Source organism: Nostoc sp. FACHB-280 (assembly GCF_014697615.1).
In the GTDB taxonomy this organism is placed as follows: Bacteria; Cyanobacteriota; Cyanobacteriia; order Cyanobacteriales; family Nostocaceae; genus Nostoc_B.
The window spans coordinates 276502-295176 of the sequence record NZ_JACJSD010000001.1 but is presented as its reverse complement, the minus strand read 5'-3'; the positions used below and the strand labels follow the sequence as shown (position 1 = coordinate 295176).

Genomic DNA, 18675 nt, shown 5'->3' with positions numbered 1-18675 from the left:
AAATTTCCTATTTCCTCTTCCTTTAAATAATGACTAAATCACCAACGGAGTAAAGAAAATGCCTATAGGCGTTCCTAAAGTTCCTTACCGGATGCCCGGAGGGCAGTATACAGATTGGATTAGCATCTACGATCGCCTTTACCGTGAACGGATTATTTTCTTGGGGCGTGATGTTGATGATGAAATTGCTAACCAAATCATCGCTGTCATGCTGTATCTGGATTCCGAAGACCCAGGTAAAGATATTTATTTGTATATCAACTCCCCTGGTGGGATGGTAACATCTGGTTTGGCGATTTATGATACGATGCAACACATCAAATCTGATGTTGTAACCATTTGTGTCGGTCTGGCGGCTTCAATGGGTTCTTTCTTGTTGACTGCGGGGACTAAAGGCAAGCGCCTCGCATTGCCCCATTCCCGGATTATGATTCACCAACCTTCTGGCGGAACCCGCGGACAAGCCACCGACATCGAAATCGAAGCCAGAGAAATTCTGCGGATTCGCAATCAACTCAATAACATTTACGCTCAAAATACTGGTCAACCCTTGGCCAAGATTGAGAAAGACATGGATCGTGACTTCTTTATGTCCGCTCAAGAAGCCAAAGAATACGGATTGATTGACCGTGTGATTGAAGAACGAATCTAGGATGAAGTCAAAAGGTAAAGGGCAGAAGTCAAAAGAAATCTAAGTGTTCTGAAATCTTTTGCTTTTTTACTTTTACCTTTTGACTTTCCCAAAACTGTCTAGTTTGAACTATAAATTAGCAAATTATTGTTTATCATTAAAACCTCATGCTAAAGGCAGAATGCTGATAGCTGTATATTAGATAGCTTAGATAGCTGATATCTCGAAATGGATCTAGGAGATTGCTACCGTTTATTGGGTTTAAGGTCGGGAGCCTCGTTTGCAGAAATCAAATCGTCTTACAGACGACTGGCGCAGCAATATCACCCCGATATCAACCCGGATGACAAAAAAGCTAAAGATAAGTTTATTGCCTTGACAGAAGCTTATAGGCTGCTCTTAACGGTGGTACCGCCAGAAGAAACAGTCGAGCAGCCGTCAAGTCAACAGTTTGTGTCTAGGCGCGAGGAAGCAAAAGCCACGCCTAAAACCACAGTCACTACAGAAACCTTTGTGGCTAGGCGCGAGGAACCAAAGGCGACTCGTCAAGATGCTGCACCAAAAACCACAGTCACCACGGAAAAACCACAGTCACCGCCTGCGAATATTGCCGAAATTGAACAACGGCTGAAGTGGAAGACTTATGAGCAATTGCAAAGATTTTTGAAAGAAAAAAGATTTCCCCAAGCGATCGCCCTTGCGGAAGCCTTGGTAGATCGTTTACCCAAAGATGCGGAAGTCCGCCAATGGTTAGCGATCGCTTATCAAATTTGGGGTAGGGCGCTGATTAACGATAATCAAGTCCTCAAAGCCAGAATTTACCTGAAAAAAGCCCTCAAAACTGACCCTAATAACAAAGCTTTGTGGAATGAAGTCCAACGTGATTTTCAGAAAATAGAGCAAATTTTTTAAAATTTGTCATTTTTGACAAATTCATGTGTGTTTTACCACCAGCTTCTCTGTAAGAATCAGGGTTAGAATTATAAAAAAGTGAGAAGTGCTTCATTGCCCAATACGGTTCAGTTAAGGCTCAAAGTCATTTAAATTAGGGATCGTAATCAATACTGAAAGTAAACTGTAGTGCATCTCAAAGATTTTTCATTGTACTGTTATCATCAACTGACTAAACCTTTGATGCCACTAGGCGTTGTTCACTCCGGCGAGGTAGTTTATACGCCAGATGGTGAGGACTGTTCAAACCTTTGATACCACTAGGTGTTGTTCACACCAGAGTGCAGTGAGGGGTGGCTGCGGTGCTTTTTAAACCTCTGATGCCACCAAGCGTTGATCACAAAATTGATTCTAATGGAGCGTACACTCGATATAACGTCTCGTTACTGGTATCCGCAAAATTATGAAAAAATAGAACCATAAAGGACACATAGACGCGCTGCCTTGCCTTTATGTGAGACACATCATCTCTTAGTTATGCAACGCTAAATCAAATTTTTTATTTTCTTCTGAAGGCGGAAACGATTTTGCCGGGTAGTCTTTCTAAGATGAGTTAAATCAATTAAGCGATCGCTATGTCTCGTCATCTAGAAAGATTATTACAACTAGATTCTCTGTTAAGAACCAAGCAACGTCCAACAAATGCTAGTCTCGCTCAAGAGTTAGAGGTGAGTGAACGGACAATTCGTAATGATTTGGCTTTCTTAAAAGATCGCTTTCATGCTCCTTTGGAGTATAGCCATAAATTAGGACATCACTATACTGAACCCGAATGGCGATTGCCGAGTATTCCTTTATCTAAAGGTGAACTATTTGCCTTGACTGTTGGAGCAAGAATGCTAGAGGCTTATGCTGGTTCGCCTTATGCTTTACAGTTGCGAAGTGCGATCGCACGGTTGAGTGAACGTTTACCTGAAACAATCTGGGTAAATATGCAGCAACTGGCGCAGGAATATATTCTTTTTGGTGCTGGTGCAGAAACAGATTTAGATCCAGATATTTGGCACAAAATAGAAGACGCTTGCAGTTTAAGAAAAAGAGTCATGATGACCTACTATACTGCAAGTCGGAATACAACTTCTGAACGCAAGCTAGACCCTTATCTGTTACTCGTTTATCGCGGTACTAATTTATATTTAATTGGCTATTGCCATACCCGCCAGGAATTTCGCTGGTTTAGGATAGATCGAATTACAAAATTAGAAATATTACCAGAAGATTACACTCCAGATCCCAACTTTAATATCAAAGAATATATAGGCAGTGTGTTTCAGCATGAGGTTGGAGACAAACAGCTTGATGTAGAAATTTGGTTTGACTCAAAAACTGCACCTTATATTCGTGAACGACGTTGGCACTACACCCAGGAGATTGCAGAACATTCAGATGGTTCGCTGACGCTGAAAATGAGTGTACGCGGCATTAACGACTTGAAGCGGTGGGTGATGTGGTATGGCAAAGGTGCAATTGTCAAGAGTCCGCCTGAGTTGGTGGAGTTGGTACGAGAGGAAATTGAGGGTATGAGGAAAAATTACACTTTATCCCCAGGATGTAAATCATGATGATAGGATTTCGATATAGACTACAGTTACCTTTGATTCGACTGTACAGCGTTTTACGCTCTCAGGCGTTGGGCAAGAACTTAGTAAGTCTAAAACCTGTTGCCACCTGTGATTGCCGTCAGGCGCTGTTGCAGAAGTTATATGCTTTTCTGCTGTGCAACAGGTTTTTTTATAGACAAAGCTCCTGTGATGGAACGAAGTAATTCATGATGGAACTAAGTAAATCAATAACCATAGATTTTAGCTTTGTTTTTAAAATTAGGAAAAATTTTTTTATCTTTTTTGAAAATTCGGAGTAATATAAAAAAAACGGCAACCAAATTACTTTGGAGCCGAAGACATATAATTTTCTTAACTCAATTATGACAAATAATCTGAAATACGGGAATAGGGATAGACTGTTCCTTGAAAGTGAGCATGAAAACATGGACTCACTTCAGCAGTCTGCTAGGTATGTTTCTGCAATCGACTTAGCCAAAATCACAATTGAGTCGATAACAAGAGTTTTTAGCCAAACAATCAGCTATCAGCGAAATAGCGTTAGTTATCCTCATGAGGTATCAGATAACCGAACTCAAGCTGATAAGCTAAGACAACGGCGTGAAATGGAAGAATATATCGCTAAATATGCAAAGCGCAAATAATGCGATCGCACTATCGCCTCCTCAACGCAAGTTAGGCGCAAAATAGATAATTAATTTTATTATTGCTAGGGTTTTTTGCCCTAGCCTATCTTCCTGTAATTGTTTTTGCATTTACCATGAATAACATTATCAATTTATCGTTTCCCGTAACTGGAACAGAGTTATGGGCAGATCATAACCATCGTCTTTGTGCAGCTATTTGTACACAACTTCCAGAGTTGCATGAATTAAAAGGATTTGCAATTAATACCATTACAGGTATTCCTAACAAGCAGGGAAAAATTAGTTTAACTCATAAATCAAGGTTGTTATTGAGACTTCCAGTAGAAGCGATCGCACAAGTTTATCAGCTTACTGGTAAAACGCTGGATGTTGGTGGTTATGCGATTCAACTAGGCAATCCAGAACTGCAAACTTTGAAACCTGTAGAATCGCTTAAAGCTAGAATTGTCACTATCAAAGGATACACTGAACCTGCGTTATTTCTTGGTGCTGCACATCGGCAATTACAACAACTAGAAATTAATGCAAATATTGGTATTCCCGCAAATGAGCAAGGAGAACCGAAACGCTTAACTTTGACGATTAAGAAAAAAGTCCGAGGGGAAATTAAAAAATACACAATAGTTGGTTTTAGTGTAATTGTTTCTGAATTAAGTGCAGAAGATTCGATTAAATTACAAATTCATGGCTTAGGTGGCAAACGTCGTTTAGGCTGCGGTATTTTTTGTCCAAATATCACAATTTATCAGGGTAGAAGAGAATACGATGCAAAAGCAGTTATTAGCTAAAAGCCCCAGAGAAGACGGAAAAATATTGACTGTTGAGGAGCATTTAAGCGATACTGATAATGCTGTAATGGCAATATTTAAGCAGCGAATATTGTTAAACTGGTGTCGTTTTTTTGGTGTTAAAGATGCCGATAAGTTTATACTTAATTTGAGAATTGCAGCATTATTTCATGATATAGGCAAGGCAAATGCTGAATTTGATGCAGCAGTTAATAAAAAACTCAAACAGCAAACGCTTAGACATGAGTGGTTGAGTGCTTTAATTTTACACTTGCCAAGTGTACGTTCTTGGTTAGCATCCAATAAATCAGATTTAGATTTAGAAGTCATTACTGCTGCTGTACTTAGTCATCACTTAAAAGCAAGTAAAAAAGAATGGGGTAAACCTCGAACTGTTGAACAGGTGGAATTATTTTTACATCATCCTGAAATTACAAATATTCTGCAAAAAATAGCCGAGATTGCAAAAATTGAGGGTTTACCTGCTGAATTACCTGATAAATGGTTAGTAAATGATCCTTTGTGGCAACAAGCTTATTTCGATGCGGACGAAGCGGGAGCTAAATTTTCTGATGATATCTACGATGATATTGAACGTCGTTCGTTATTACTAGCAGTTAAAGCAGGATTGATAGCTGCGGATTCTGTTGCTTCAGCAATGTTCCGAGAAAAGAAATTACTTGAACAATGGGTTGATGAAACACTACACGCACCTGTAATTACTGCGGAAGAATTAGAAACTAAAATTCTGCAACCTCGTTATGCTCATATTGAGAAAAAATCTGATGAGAAGTTTGAGTTACATCCTTTCCAAAAAAAAGCTCAAGAACAAGGTGATAGAGTTCTTTTATTAAGCGGTTGTGGTAGTGGAAAGACAATATTTGGCTATAAATGGCATCAAGCTGCGTTAAGTCGTAACCAAGTTGGTCATATCATATTTCTCTATCCAACTCGTGGTACTGCAACAGAAGGTTTTAAAGATTATGTTTCTTGTGCGCCAGAAACGGATGCTAGTTTAGTTACCGGAACAGCCATTTATGAATTACAGGAAATGGCAAAGAATCCTTCTGATTATACCCCTAGTGAAGGGAAAGATTTTACAACCGATGAACGTTTATTTGCGCTAGGTTTTTGGGGTAAGCGGTTCTTTTCTGCCACTGTAGACCAATTTCTCTGTTTTTTAACTCACGGTTATAGTGGTTTGTGTTTGTTACCAGTTTTGGCTGATTCAGTAATAGTCATTGATGAGGTACACAGTTTTTCTCGTGGGATGTTTGATAACCTCATTAGTTTTTTACAGAATTTCAATATTCCAGTGTTGTGTATGACTGCAACTTTAACTAAAACCCGACAGGAAGAACTGAAAAATGCTGGCTTGAAAGTATTTCCTGCGGCTACCGATGAGAAATTGAAGGAAATTGAAGAACATCCCAGATATGACGTGAAGTTTGTTGCTAAGGATAGTGCTTATAGTTATGCAAAATCAGCTTATCAAGATAATCAATTTCGCGTTTTATGGGTTGTAAATACTGTTGATAGATGTCGCAAAATAGCAGGAAGACGCGAGGATAATACAGGATTAGAATTTGATTTAGATACAGAGGTTTTGACGTATCATAGCCGTTTTAAACTCAAAGATAGGCAAAAACGCCATCAAGAAACTATTGCTGCATTCGCCTATGAAAAAGGGGAAAGAAAACCTGCGATCGCAGTTACAACGCAAGTATGCGAAATGTCTCTAGATTTAGATGCAGATGTCTTAATTACAGAACTTGCACCCATCTCTTCACTAGTGCAGCGATTTGGACGTTCTAATCGTCATCTTTCTCATGGTAATGAATTTCGCTCTCAAATATTAGTCTACGAACCAGATAACATTAAACCTTATCAGAAAGATGAAATTAAGGCAGCCAAAAAGTTTATTGAGTATATACAAGGAGAAAAAATTAGTCAGGCACAACTAGCAAAGGCATTAGAAGATTATTCCCCAGCAGAAAGATATGCCGATGGTAATTGTGCTTTTTTAGAAGGTGGTTATTGGGCTAAATCTCAACCATTTCGAGATACAGATGATTACTCAGTAGATGCAATTCTCAGCAGTGATTTGAAAACAGTTGGAGAATTACTTGAACAGAAAAATCCTTATGACGGTTATGTATTACCAGTACCTAAAAAACTGGCTCATCAGCAATGGAAAGGCCGTCCTGAAAAAATGCCACGTTATTTAGCTGTGGCTGATGCAAGTTTATATTGCCCAAGAAGGGGATTCGGGGAATGGAAGATTTAAAACTGGAATATAAATTAGCAGAATTACCATCTGCTCAACATCGTGCAGGTTTAGCAGGTTTGGTATTAATGGTGCAATATTTACGTGATACCCAACCTTGGTTTAAAGAGCGCGAAGGTGCAGTATTAGAATTGCAGAATCTCAATGAATTTGGTGTAACTTTATTACTCAATTTGCAGGGGTTACAAGCACTTTTTGACCTGACTTACCAAGCATTCTCTGAAGAACGCTCAACGGAGAAAAAAATCAAGAAATATGACCGCTTAGAAGAAGTTGAAGTACCAGATAAAAAAGATAAAACTAAAACTAAGCGTGTTTTGAAATACTTCTACACTGTAACAACTCCCCAAGGTTCATTTCTTGCTGATTGGGATAAGTCAAATGATAGTTCTGAACGCGGACTGTGGATAAAACTTTGGCGAGATGTGGTTTGGAGTATACTTAAAGGACGAGATAAAGCTCGTATACCTTTTAATAATCGATTAAATAGTGCTTCTTATTCACAGGATGTGCGAAATGTTTGGGGGGAATTGCAACATCCATATAAAATTACTGCACAATCAAGTAGTTTCTATCTAGGTGCGATGGCTACCAATTCAGAAAATGTACCGACTAAAGATAAAGCACGCTATCAATTTCTGTTACATTTCTGGGTATTTGTTGCACAAATTTATTGTCCTGCAATCTTAGATAAAGATGGTAATCGAGAGCCTACAGGTTATGCTTTGGCAATTCCTGACGTGGCAAATTTGAAAAATTTCTGTCGCGTATTTCCTAAAGTTTTGCGAGATAGAGATTTAAAGAAATGGCGTTATTTACCTCGTGAGGCAGTAATTGACTTACCGGAAGAAGGCGCACTTGATTTATTATTATTGTTGCGCGATCGCATCGCTCGTGAAACAGGCGATCAAGAAATACGCCGACTGATTTTAGGTGTTGAACTTATCCATGCAGAAAAAGTTGGAAATAATATCAAAATTCGTTCCATCAGCATTGTTAGTCCAACAAGAGAATGCTTAGATAAATACCAAATAATTAAAACCTCATACTTATGTCCGTGGTTTCGTAAGCAGCGATTAATCAATCTTTTGCGAAAACAAACAGATGAAGAGGAATTATATAGTAATTTACCCAAAATTCAACCCTGGTCTGATTTTGATGCAGTTTTAAGCCGCATTCCTCGAACTTGGTTACAAGATTATACTTTTAACCATGATGCTCGTAATTTATTTGAAATAGAAATAGGAATCAAAATGAAAAAAGAAATTCGTGACTATGCGTCAATAGTTTACGATGTTTGCCAAAGTTATGTAAGAGGTAAACTTGAAAGTAAATACAAAATTAAATGGCATAACGGTAAAAAATGCTATTTTCAAGATAAAAAACAGATTCCTCAAGCAGATGGTGATGACAAAAAAAAGAAAATTGCTAATGAGGCATTTCTCGCCGTCCGTTCTCGAACTGAGACTACCGCATTCATAGATTATTTTGTCTCTGCCCTTTATCCTTTCGTTAAAAAAGATGAGTTTGTCAATTTTGCAGATTTTTTATTTAATCATACTAATGAAATTCGCGCATTAACTCTTTTAGCTCTCTCCAGCCAGTTTCCCCTAAATCCAAAAGAAGAAAATCTATTTTCTGAAGAGGATGCTGCTTAATTATTTACCTTTGATGACCATTAGGCTTATTAAACATTACAGATAAAATCGATGACACAACTTAATTTATTCGCCACAGTATTAACTTATCCTGCACCCACTAGCAACTATCGCGGTGAATCAGAAGAAAACCGCACTGTATTGCAAAAAATCTCAAAACATGGGCAAAAATATGCGGTTGTTAGTCCAGAATCTATCCGTAATGCTTTACGCGAAACCCTAATTTTAATGGGGCTACCAAATAACCGTTCTAGAGTTTATGATGCTGACCAATTAGCTGTGGAATTTAAAGAGTTTCCGAATGCTAGTAAATATGCAGATGATTTTCTGTTTGGTTTTATGGTTGCCAAGCCTGAAGACGCTAAAAAAAATAAGCCTTTGCCGCCAAAACGAGATAGTATTTTTCGCTGTAATATGGCAGTGGCATTAAGCTCATACAAATATGATTCTGTATTTAATCAATCTCCACTTAATGTCAAAACTAAAAACAATGAAAAAACTTTTTGGAGTAATTCTGGCACTTCTGTATTATTACATCGGGAAGTAACTCATACAGCTTTTCAATATCCTTTTGCATTATCACAACGCGATTGTTTAGAGCGTCCTGAATGGGTAAAAGCATTACTACAAGCTATCGCTCAACTAAATAAAGTCGCTGGTGGTCATGCACGAGCATATTATGAATTTGCACCCTGTTCTGTGGTAGCAAGGCTTACCCCTAGATTAGTCGCTGGATACGAAACTTACGGTTTTATCGAAACAGGAGAATTTCCGCAATTAAATCGTTTGGGGAAAGCTGATGATGAAAATTGCGATTTACCCGCTAATGAGTTCTGGATTGGTGGTGAGATTGTCCGTAAAATGGAACTCGAAGAAATCACCAGATTAAAAGAAGCTGGAGCGCATTTATATAACAATCCAGAACAGTTATTTGATGCTTTAGCTAATGAATTTTTACCTAATAGTAAATAATGACTAATTTTGATAGAAAAACTTTGATTGAGCAATTTTTTCAAATTAAAGCTCCCTTTGCGTCATTTCGACCTTTCCAGTCTGGAGCTTATCGTTCAACTACACCCATACCTTCTCCATCAACAGTATATGGTTTGTTGCTCAATATTGCAGGAATTGAACAGCGAAGTGATGTAACAACACCTGTAACGTCAATGCGAGAAGATTTACCTGAAATTGAAATTGCGATCGCACAAATTTCCCAGCCAGAAACAGCACTATTAACACAACAATTACATCATTATCCTGTCGGTGCCTCCGGTGCTGAACTTGCACAAAAAACCTATGGTTCTAAATATTGGATAGCACCAGTCAAACGAGAAGTTTTAGTTAATTTAAACTTGGTAATTGGTATGAAAGCAGAACAATGGTTATGCGATCGCATTCTCCAAGGACTTAACGGTGAACTAGACGAGCCTCGCTATGGGCTACCATTTGCAGGAGACAATAATTTTTTGTTTGATTCAATTGAATCTATTGATAGTCCTCCTATGGCGCGGTGGTACTCTCCATTACAACAGGGAAACCATTCACCAGAACGCGGATATTGTAGGTTAACAGTTTGGATTAATCGAGCCGATAATAGCAAGACAGAAATAGCGGTGTTTGCGCCTAGTTCTTTTTGCTTACATCCCCCAGAATCTGCTTGGATAAAACTACCAGTCTCTAATATGGGCGATCGCCTTGGGTTAAATCCCTAAAATTATATTTCCTCTGATGTCGTAAGGCGTTTAACTAATCCAAAAAAACCTTACAGACATATATGCAAATTCTCGAACATTTTGAAATCTCCGCTAAACCCGAAACTATTCGTGTTTCTGCCCTCCACGCTCTCGCCTATTGCCCTCGGCTGTTTTATCTAGAAGAAGTCGAGGAACTTTACACCCAAGATGCAGCCGTATTTGCTGGACGCAGATTACACGCCGAACTAGAAAAACAAGAAGATGAAGAATGGGAAGAACTGTTTCTCGAAAGCGAAGAATTAGGTTTGCGTGGTCGGCTTGATGCCCTCCGCACTCGTGATGGACAAACGATACCTTACGAACACAAACGTGGTCGCGCTCATCGAGATGAAAATAATCAGCCCCAGGCTTGGGAAAGCGATCGCCTGCAAATTCTCGCTTATGCTTACCTATTAGAATCCGCGCATGGAATCACTGTTAAGGAAGGCCGCATCCGCTATCACGCTGATAATGTAGTTGTTCATGTGCCACTAGATGAAGCAGGACGTTTAAAAGTAAAACAAGCAATTCAACAAGCCAGAATTCTCAGACAGTCAACTTACCGACCACCTGTAATTGATAACGAGCGATTGTGCACCCGTTGTTCCTTAGCTCCGGTCTGTTTGCCAGAAGAAGCAAGACTTGCCCATAATCGAGAGTGGCAACCAATTCGCTTATTTCCTGAAGATGACGAACGCCAAGTCATTCACATTTTAGAACCTGGGACATCAGTTGGCAGAACAGGAGAACAAATCAAAATTACCCGCCGCAATCAACCTGTTGAGACAGTTCCGGCACGTCAAATAGGACAAATAGTGCTGCATAGCTTTTCGCAAATCTCTACCCAAGCACTACACTTTTGCGCTGCTCAGGACATTGGAGTGCATTTCATTTCAGGAGGTGGTCGCTATCTTGGGAGTTTTGACACACGCTCTGGCAGCATTCAACGCCGTATTCGTCAGTATGCAGCACTGAGCAATCCTGATGCTTGTCTAGAGTTAGCCCGTAAACTCGTAATTTGTCGCGGTCAGGGACAACGCAAATTTTTAATGCGAGGTACAAGGAGTAAAGCTAAAACAGAGAAATTAGAAAAAGCGATCGCACAAATGAAAGCGGTTCTCAAACAAGTTCCGCAAGCGAAGTCTCTAGAGTCGCTTTTAGGATACGAGGGAAATCTGGCTGCTTTATATTTTGGTGCTTTACCCGATTTAATTTCGCCAGAAGTACCCCAAGAATTACATTTTGCTGGCAGAAATCGCCGTCCACCGCTAGACCGATTCAATGCAATGCTGGGCTTTGGTTATGCTTTGCTACTCAAAGATGTGATGAATGCGATTTTAACTGTTGGCTTAGAACCTGCTTTGGGATTTTACCATCAGCCGCGATCGCAAGCTGCACCCCTAGCATTAGATTTACTAGAAATATTTCGCGTCCCTTTGGTAGATATGACTGTGACAGCTTCGGTTAACCGGGGTCAATGGGATACCAAAGCAGATTTTGAGATTCGCGGAAAGCAAGTTTGGTTAAGCGAACTTGGGCGGCGTAAATTTGTTGAGTTATACGAATCTCGCAAACAAGAAAGCTGGAAACATCCTGTTACTGGTTACTCCCTCACGTATCGCCGTTTATTTGAATTAGAGGTGCGACTGTTAGAAAAAGAATGGTCTGGGGAGGGTGGTTTGTTTGGTCAATTAATTTTGCGATGAGGTGTAGCAATGGGTGAATCACAAAACTGCTACCTGATTTGCTACGACATTCGCGATCCCAAACGTTGGCGGAAGGCTTACAACTTACTCCAAGGATATGGCGAAAGGATGCAATACTCTATTTTCCGTTCTTGGTTGACCATGCGATCGCGCGAAAAATTGCGTTGGGAACTTGAGAAAATTCTCGCCCCAGAAGACAGTCTGTTATTAATTCGGCTGTCAAATCAGTGCGTTAATTCTATTCCGGCTTACAATCGTCCTGGTGCTTGGTCAAATCAAGAAGAACCTTACCGGATTGTCTAAAAACATGGATCTGAGTTTGTGGAACATGAAATAAAACTCAAACAGGATAAAAACCTTACTGGGCTTGCTTTTGAGCTTTTTTAGGTGAACAGGAGGTGCTTGCATTTTTTTGCGTGAGGTCAAAACCTAGTCCTGGTAAGCGTTCTAAGTTGAGACGGAAACTTGAAAGTTAAACTTTTGGTAAGCAATTGACTTCTTTTGTTGCTTTTTTACCTAGATGCTTGCAAAATAGCAACTGAGTGGTCTGATGACATGGGTTTGAGCGATCGCTCTGATTAAACCTTTGATGCCGTAAGGCGTTGATCACTAGCAAGCAAGAATGATGTTAGTGCTTCTGTGTTAACTGATTAAACCTTTGATGCCGTAAGGCGTTGATCACATCGTAAGGTTCCGTTCAAGTCCTACGACTTACGGCTGATTAAACCTTTGATGCCGTAAGGCGTTGATCACGTATTTGGGTGGGGACGACCCAGGGTAGCGTAATTCTGATTAAACCTTTGATGCCGTAAGGCGTTGATCACTTCAAATTCGTCAGGTTCAACAAACCTGCCCAAAGTGCTGATTAAACCTTTGATGCCGTAAGGCGTTGATCACTAACTTACGAAGGGCAAACCTTCAAAGACTTAGGCTCTGATTAAACCTTTGATGCCGTAAGGCGTTGATCACAATAGAGGCGGAAAATGTTCTACAGTCTCAGCCCAACTGATTAAACCTTTGATGCCGTAAGGCGTTGATCACTATTGTTTGCCTTGATTCTTCCCGCTCAATGGAAGCTGATTAAACCTTTGATGCCGTAAGGCGTTGATCACTCTGAATTAAATCGGTTGATGGATGCTGGTAGTAGCGCTGATTAAACCTTTGATGCCGTAAGGCGTTGATCACTGGAAGATGCACGAGAAGCAGACCCGGTGTTTGTTTCTGATTAAACCTTTGATGCCGTAAGGCGTTGATCACCGATATCTGCGGCAAACCGTTAGCACCAGACGGGACTGATTAAACCTTTGATGCCGTAAGGCGTTGATCACCGGAAGGTTTATAAAAATAACTTCCTGATGCTGATGACTGATTAAACCTTTGATGCCGTAAGGCGTTGATCACTCATGAGTAGCGCATTGACAGCCTCCGATTTTACTGCTGATTAAACCTTTGATGCCGTAAGGCGTTGATCACGTGGAACAATCGATTGTGGTACACACACAGCATTGACCTGATTAAACCTTTGATGCCGTAAGGCGTTGATCACATGCCAAACTAGCCAACTTGGTTAGTCCGTTGGTTAGTTTCTGATTAAACCTTTGATGCCGTAAGGCGTTGATCACAACTAACTCAGGTGCAGATATGAGTAAAGTTTATTTCCTGATTAAACCTTTGATGCCGTAAGGCGTTGATCACGTAATCCAGTAATTAAACGGTTGTAAAATCTTAAGTCTGATTAAACCTTTGATGCCGTAAGGCGTTGATCACAAGCAAGAGCTTACACTATTCTTGATACTAATTCGCCTGATTAAACCTTTGATGCCGTAAGGCGTTGATCACTAGCCTTACCTAATGCACTAGTCGCCGCACTAGTGCTGATTAAACCTTTGATGCCGTAAGGCGTTGATCACTATATTCGGGTCTGTAAGGTCGCACAATTCTACACCTGATTAAACCTTTGATGCCGTAAGGCGTTGATCACGTTTAGAAGGCGCTATAGATAGCTTAGGCGCTGGTCTGATTAAACCTTTGATGCCGTAAGGCGTTGATCACTTGTCTACTGCACCAAACAGAGTTTGAGCAATATTCTGATTAAACCTTTGATGCCGTAAGGCGTTGATCACAATTTTGCAAATAAATACTTAAATCGCTTGCTATGTCTGATTAAACCTTTGATGCCGTAAGGCGTTGATCACTCCTTCCTCCCCGAAGACATCACCCAGCAACAACTGCTGATTAAACCTTTGATGCCGTAAGGCGTTGATCACAACCACTTGATCAAGAACTAATTCCTGGGGCAGTCAACTGATTAAACCTTTGATGCCGTAAGGCGTTGATCACTGGAATTGGTTGACTTTGTGAGGGTTAATCCTGGCCTGATTAAACCTTTGATGCCGTAAGGCGTTGATCACGAAGTAGATTTAAATGAGCTATTAGAAGACTAATTCCTGATTAAACCTTTGATGCCGTAAGGCGTTGATCACAAAGTTCAAGGCTTAAATATCTCCCTTGCCACCAATGCTGATTAAACCTTTGATGCCGTAAGGCGTTGATCACTATCTACGATTGGTAGATTAGCAGATGTTAAGCGTTTCTGATTAAACCTTTGATGCCGTAAGGCGTTGATCACGTGAAGTGCTTGGGGAATACGGCGGAGAAATTATCACTGATTAAACCTTTGATGCCGTAAGGCGTTGATCACATACAGCAAAAAAAATAATTTGGAAATTAAATTTTTCTGATTAAACCTTTGATGCCGTAAGGCGTTGATCACTAGTCAAGAGTTGCTACGTATATTCACTGACCCTTGCTGATTAAACCTTTGATGCCGTAAGGCGTTGATCACATTGGGAATAGCTCAACCATTTGCAACAGCGCCCACTGATTAAACCTTTGATGCCGTAAGGCGTTGATCACCAGAAAAAATGAGCGCCTTTAACCCACTGCCAGTTGCTGATTAAACCTTTGATGCCGTAAGGCGTTGATCACGGCCTGGCCCGCCCATTGCTTCTGCGATCGTCCCAGCACCGACTGATTAAACCTTTGATGCCGTAAGGCGTTGATCACTCGAGGGTTATGGCAACGAAAGATGAACAAGTTATCTGATTAAACCTTTGATGCCGTAAGGCGTTGATCACGCTTTTCGTAGGGATGAGTACGTAGTATTCGATGAGCCTGATTAAACCTTTGATGCCGTAAGGCGTTGATCACTAAGTTCGTAAGTTCAAATCATCCCGCCATTCTCCACTGATTAAACCTTTGATGCCGTAAGGCGTTGATCACATTGATAGAGTAACTTGTAGTTGAAACAATAGCCACTGACTAAACCTTTGATGTCGTAAGGCGTTAATCACGACAATAACTATCAGCTGTCAACGAAACTTTTTGTAATTAGTTTTGTCTATAAGATTAATTCATTAGTTTATCAGGAAATTATATGCGATCGCCTATCGTAATCGGTACAGGGTTGCTTGTATCTATAATTTTGAATGCCCAAGTATTCGCACAATCTACGGTTAATTTACCACAAATAACTGCCCAGAACTCGTCGCAACAAATCTTAAATCAAAATAATAAAAAGACAAACTCAGGGCTGATTACTCTACAAAGAACAGCCTGCTTTGGTGCTTGTCCTATTTATAAAATTACCATCTTTCCTGATGGGAGAGTTGTCTACGAAGGGGAGCGTTTTGTGAAAGTTGTCGGTAAAAGAACTGCCAGAATTAGTCCCCAAGCAGTCAGAAGATTAGTTGCAGAATTTAATAAGGTAAACTATTTTTCATTAGCAAATAGCTATCAAGGTGGACGGACAGATGCGCCTTCTGCAATTACTTCTTTAACTATCGGTAAACGTCAAAAAACTGTGAATCATTATCTTGGTTCACCCAATGCACCACAAGCACTCACAGCTTTAGAAAATAAAATCGATACTGTTGTCAATTCTCAGCGTTGGGTTGGTTCTAAAAATGAACCAACACCAAATCCAAATGATTCTAATTCCACTCAACTCAAAGTTAACCGTCAATTGTGGAATCAGCAAAAACTTAATAACTATCGCTTTACATTTAGCCGGAGTTGTTTCTGTGTACCCAAAGCGACACAACCAGTAGTAATTACAGTGCGTAATGGTCAAGTTGCTTCCATTACACCTGTGAATAATAATGAACCAGTTGATGCAGAACTGTTCCAACAATATAATTCAATTCCTAAACTGTTTGGGATAATTGATGATGCGATCGCCAAAAAAGCATCTAGTCTCAATGTTAAATATGATCCGCAATTTGGCTACCCAACGCAAATTAATATTGATTACAATCAACAAGTTGCCGATGAAGAGCTATATCTGACCATTAGCAATCTTGAACCGTTGAGATAATGTCTTGCACAGAGTAAATTATCCTTGGGGCGTACAATCGTACACCCCTTTTATTTTGCAATTAAGCTTGTAAGTAGGTCGTCGTGAATATTTATCGTCAGGATAAGGCAGGAGGCAGAAGGCAGAAGGCAGGAGTAAAGAGGCTTTTAGCTTAGTTAATCTTTCGTAACATAGTTAGGTTTTTTCCCACCGACGTACTTATAAACTGAAATATCTCTGACTGCTATCAAGTTCTCAGACTCAGGGATGATGAGTATTGATTAAATAAATTGACAAAATCAGACTATAACTAGTGATATCTCAGCGATATGCAGCAATTACAAGGAATAAGGTCATGATTAAATCATGGATGATCATTGGTGGCGTAGCAATATTAGTGGCTTTGGGTGCTAATTTAATTCAACCACGCGATCGCCAATGGTTCAAACGCTTACAAAGACCGAGATGGCTGACTTTTGAAGCCGCAATTCCGGTGATTTGGACTGTAATTTTTATTTGTGGTGCTTGGTCAGCTTATATTGTCTGGGAAACTAACCCAGGAACAACATCCACTTGGTTATTGATGAGTTTATATTTAATTTTAGAAATTGCGATCATTGCCTATACCCCTGTGATGTTTCGGTTGCGAAGTCTGCAAGCAGGCACAATTATTGGTGGTACAGGCTTTATTATCGGCCTTATATTAACCCTTACTGTCTTACCTGTCTCCGGTTGGGCAGCATTGTTATTAGTACCCTTTTTACTATGGAGTCCCATTGGTACTTATACCACTTGGCAGATGCAAAGTCTCAATCCGCAAGATGTCTGAGTATCAAACCTGCGGTTGATTTCACCCTTACCTTATATTGTCAAACTGGCAGGTATAGCAGGGAACAGAGAACAGGTGACAGGGTTAAAAGCCTTGTATTGCTTAATTTTTATCACCTGTTAATGTTCTAGATTGCTGTACAACTTGTCAAACGATAAGGAAAAGGGTATGAGTATGCTTTCATCTAGTGTCATCATTGGGGTGATAACTTTCTTAATTGCCTTTGGTAGTTTTTTCATCACACCGCGTGATGTGAAATGGTTTTCCCATTTAAGTCGCCCACAATGGCTAGTTTTTGAACCACTGATTCCCTTTATCTGGACTGCAATTTTTATTTGCGGTGCAATTTCGGCTAACATAGTCTGGCAACACAACCCCGGAAGTCTGGTTACTTGGTTTTTGATGGGTTTATACCTGTTCGTAGAAGTCATCACCATTGCCTATATCCCTCTCATGTTGAGGTTACGCAGCTTAAAAGTTGGGGAAACTCTGGGGTTAGTTGGGCTGATTTCAGCCATAGTTTTGGCTTTGGTAGTTTTGCCAATTTCACTATTAGCAACCGTATTACTAGTTCCCTATCTAGTGTGGAGTCCCATCGGCACACTAACTACAGATGAATTAAAACAACTTAATCCCGAAGATGCGTGAAGGTAGGGAGTGGGGAGAGGAAATACTAATACTTTTGTCTCCTGACTTCTGCCTCCTGCCTTCTGCCTTCTGCCTTCTGCTATACAATTCGACCATAACGTGCTGTCCAGTTATTAGCGGAATTTGCTTGATTATTCAACCACGCCCACATTTGATCTCCAAAACAAAAATGCCACCACTCTCTAGGGTTACGTTGAAAGCCAGCTTTTAACATGACATCATTTAATAACTGACGGTGGGTATGATATTTTTGTGCTTGGGGATGGGGATGATTAGCATAGTAATTGGGATGCGATCGCTCTGACAACTCATCAATCGGCGAACCCATATCTACTATTAGCCCCGCATCATCAACTAACGTCACATCCACAGCAGCCCCGGTACTATGAGGTGGCGGCGTTTTTTCATCCAGACTCGGAACTGCCCAAATTTGATAAACCGCTTCCCAAATTTCTTCGCGTTGGGTTGGTGATAACTCAGTTTCCGTCAGTCCCCTGTCTTGTAATGCCGTAGCAAAACTATAATCGACCATAAACTGCTGCACAGTCACCGGACGATAACCATCAAAAATTTGAATATGCCAATGAGGATGCAGTAATTCCAAATAATTTTGGGCTTTGATTAAATTTTCTACAACACTTTGGCGGAGATAATAAGGCGAATATTCTCCATAAATAGCGCCCAGTTTTTCATAAGGATGGGGAGATTCCACCGCAAACAAATGCAAAGGAATTTCTACCAGTGGTTCACCGCATTCAACAATGGGGATATGGTGATAAGGTCTCATAAGCTGTTAAGCATATAAGAAAGCAGATTGAGGCCGCAGGGGTGCAGGGAGCCGAGGGCAAGGGAGAGGGTTTGTAGCTTTTATTACCATGAGC

15 protein-coding genes and 1 CRISPR repeat array are annotated in these 18675 nt (G+C 40.2%); of the genes, 14 read left to right on the top strand and 1 reads right to left on the bottom strand.

Annotation, left to right across the window (positions count from 1 at the left end; translation table 11 throughout):
* The first annotated feature begins 58 nt into the window (after positions 1 to 58).
* The 14 genes from H6G75_RS01175 to H6G75_RS01110 all read left to right on the top strand — a co-directional run bounded on the left by H6G75_RS01175 (position 59) and on the right by H6G75_RS01110 (position 17794).
* On the top strand, positions 59 to 652 hold the full coding sequence (locus H6G75_RS01175; protein ID WP_190968735.1) for an ATP-dependent Clp protease proteolytic subunit: 594 nt from the start codon (positions 59 to 61) through the stop codon (positions 650 to 652).
* Positions 653 to 859: 207 nt separating this feature from the next.
* Positions 860 to 1543 (top strand): J domain-containing protein, encoded by a 684-nt coding sequence (locus H6G75_RS01170; protein ID WP_190978176.1) that lies wholly within the window; start codon positions 860 to 862, stop codon positions 1541 to 1543.
* A 614-nt stretch (positions 1544 to 2157) separates the two neighbouring features.
* Positions 2158 to 3144 (top strand): YafY family protein, encoded by a 987-nt coding sequence (locus H6G75_RS01165; protein ID WP_190978175.1) that lies wholly within the window; start codon positions 2158 to 2160, stop codon positions 3142 to 3144.
* 425 nt (positions 3145 to 3569) lie between these two features.
* Complete coding sequence (locus tag H6G75_RS01160; protein ID WP_190978174.1) at positions 3570 to 3788, top strand: hypothetical protein; 219 nt, start codon at positions 3570 to 3572, stop codon at positions 3786 to 3788.
* Between the two features lie 116 nt (positions 3789 to 3904).
* Positions 3905 to 4579, top strand: coding sequence for a type I-MYXAN CRISPR-associated protein Cas6/Cmx6 (gene cas6 / locus H6G75_RS01155; RefSeq protein ID WP_190978173.1), 675 nt, complete (start codon positions 3905 to 3907; stop codon positions 4577 to 4579).
* Positions 4557 to 6866, top strand: coding sequence for a CRISPR-associated helicase Cas3' (gene cas3, locus H6G75_RS01150; protein ID WP_190978172.1), 2310 nt, complete (start codon positions 4557 to 4559; stop codon positions 6864 to 6866). The genes cas6 and cas3 overlap by 23 nt, the downstream gene beginning before the upstream one ends.
* The gene (cmx8, locus tag H6G75_RS01145; protein ID WP_190978171.1) at positions 6854 to 8524 is read left to right on the top strand and encodes a type I-MYXAN CRISPR-associated protein Cmx8; all 1671 of its coding nucleotides are present in this window, start codon (positions 6854 to 6856) and stop codon (positions 8522 to 8524) included. Before cas3 ends, cmx8 begins: the two co-directional genes overlap by 13 nt.
* 51 nt (positions 8525 to 8575) lie before the next feature.
* On the top strand, positions 8576 to 9496 hold the full coding sequence (locus H6G75_RS01140; RefSeq protein WP_190978170.1) for a type I-B CRISPR-associated protein Cas7/Cst2/DevR: 921 nt from the start codon (positions 8576 to 8578) through the stop codon (positions 9494 to 9496).
* Complete coding sequence (cas5, locus tag H6G75_RS01135) at positions 9496 to 10236, top strand: type I-MYXAN CRISPR-associated protein Cas5/Cmx5/DevS (protein ID WP_190978169.1); 741 nt, start codon at positions 9496 to 9498, stop codon at positions 10234 to 10236. Before H6G75_RS01140 ends, cas5 begins: the two co-directional genes overlap by 1 nt.
* 62 nt (positions 10237 to 10298) lie before the next feature.
* Entirely contained in the window at positions 10299 to 11963 is a 1665-nt protein-coding gene (locus H6G75_RS01130) for a type I-MYXAN CRISPR-associated endonuclease Cas4/Cas1 (RefSeq protein WP_190978168.1), read from the top strand.
* A 9-nt stretch (positions 11964 to 11972) separates the two neighbouring features.
* Positions 11973 to 12266: a CRISPR-associated endonuclease Cas2 gene (cas2, locus tag H6G75_RS01125; protein WP_190978167.1), complete on the top strand. Its 294-nt coding sequence runs from the start codon at positions 11973 to 11975 to the stop codon at positions 12264 to 12266.
* A gap of 271 nt (positions 12267 to 12537) precedes the next feature.
* Positions 12538 to 15316: direct repeats of the CRISPR family, unit length 36 nt; unit sequence CTGATTAAACCTTTGATGCCGTAAGGCGTTGATCAC.
* A gap of 83 nt (positions 15317 to 15399) precedes the next feature.
* Positions 15400 to 16338 (top strand): DUF6174 domain-containing protein, encoded by a 939-nt coding sequence (locus H6G75_RS01120; RefSeq protein WP_190978166.1) that lies wholly within the window; start codon positions 15400 to 15402, stop codon positions 16336 to 16338.
* Positions 16339 to 16672: 334 nt separating this feature from the next.
* On the top strand, positions 16673 to 17146 hold the full coding sequence (locus H6G75_RS01115; RefSeq protein ID WP_190978165.1) for a TspO/MBR family protein: 474 nt from the start codon (positions 16673 to 16675) through the stop codon (positions 17144 to 17146).
* Positions 17147 to 17320: 174 nt separating this feature from the next.
* Complete coding sequence (locus tag H6G75_RS01110; protein WP_190978164.1) at positions 17321 to 17794, top strand: TspO/MBR family protein; 474 nt, start codon at positions 17321 to 17323, stop codon at positions 17792 to 17794.
* 79 nt (positions 17795 to 17873) lie between these two features.
* Here H6G75_RS01110 and H6G75_RS01105 read toward each other — a convergent pair whose 3' ends face one another.
* Positions 17874 to 18581 (bottom strand): M15 family metallopeptidase, encoded by a 708-nt coding sequence (locus H6G75_RS01105; RefSeq protein WP_190978163.1) that lies wholly within the window; start codon positions 18579 to 18581, stop codon positions 17874 to 17876.
* Positions 18582 to 18675 lie beyond the last annotated feature (94 nt).

Excerpts from the sequence above, each read along its gene's own strand:
- H6G75_RS01175 (WP_190968735.1), top strand. The coding sequence starts at position 59 with ATGCCTATAGGCGTTCCTAAAGTTCCTTACCGGATGCCCGGAGGGCAG.
- H6G75_RS01130 (WP_190978168.1), top strand. The coding sequence starts at position 10,299 with ATGCAAATTCTCGAACATTTTGAAATCTCCGCTAAACCCGAAACTATT.
- H6G75_RS01160 (WP_190978174.1), top strand. The coding sequence starts at position 3,570 with ATGGACTCACTTCAGCAGTCTGCTAGGTATGTTTCTGCAATCGACTTA.
- cmx8 (WP_190978171.1), top strand. The coding sequence starts at position 6,854 with ATGGAAGATTTAAAACTGGAATATAAATTAGCAGAATTACCATCTGCT.
- cas3 (WP_190978172.1), top strand. The coding sequence starts at position 4,557 with ATGCAAAAGCAGTTATTAGCTAAAAGCCCCAGAGAAGACGGAAAAATA.
- H6G75_RS01170 (WP_190978176.1), top strand. The coding sequence starts at position 860 with ATGGATCTAGGAGATTGCTACCGTTTATTGGGTTTAAGGTCGGGAGCC.
- H6G75_RS01105 (WP_190978163.1), bottom strand. The coding sequence starts at position 18,581 with ATGAGACCTTATCACCATATCCCCATTGTTGAATGCGGTGAACCACTG.
- H6G75_RS01115 (WP_190978165.1), top strand. The coding sequence starts at position 16,673 with ATGATTAAATCATGGATGATCATTGGTGGCGTAGCAATATTAGTGGCT.
- H6G75_RS01120 (WP_190978166.1), top strand. The coding sequence starts at position 15,400 with ATGCGATCGCCTATCGTAATCGGTACAGGGTTGCTTGTATCTATAATT.
- H6G75_RS01110 (WP_190978164.1), top strand. The coding sequence starts at position 17,321 with ATGCTTTCATCTAGTGTCATCATTGGGGTGATAACTTTCTTAATTGCC.
- cas6 (WP_190978173.1), top strand. The coding sequence starts at position 3,905 with ATGAATAACATTATCAATTTATCGTTTCCCGTAACTGGAACAGAGTTA.
- H6G75_RS01165 (WP_190978175.1), top strand. The coding sequence starts at position 2,158 with ATGTCTCGTCATCTAGAAAGATTATTACAACTAGATTCTCTGTTAAGA.
- cas2 (WP_190978167.1), top strand. The coding sequence starts at position 11,973 with ATGGGTGAATCACAAAACTGCTACCTGATTTGCTACGACATTCGCGAT.
- cas5 (WP_190978169.1), top strand. The coding sequence starts at position 9,496 with ATGACTAATTTTGATAGAAAAACTTTGATTGAGCAATTTTTTCAAATT.
- H6G75_RS01140 (WP_190978170.1), top strand. The coding sequence starts at position 8,576 with ATGACACAACTTAATTTATTCGCCACAGTATTAACTTATCCTGCACCC.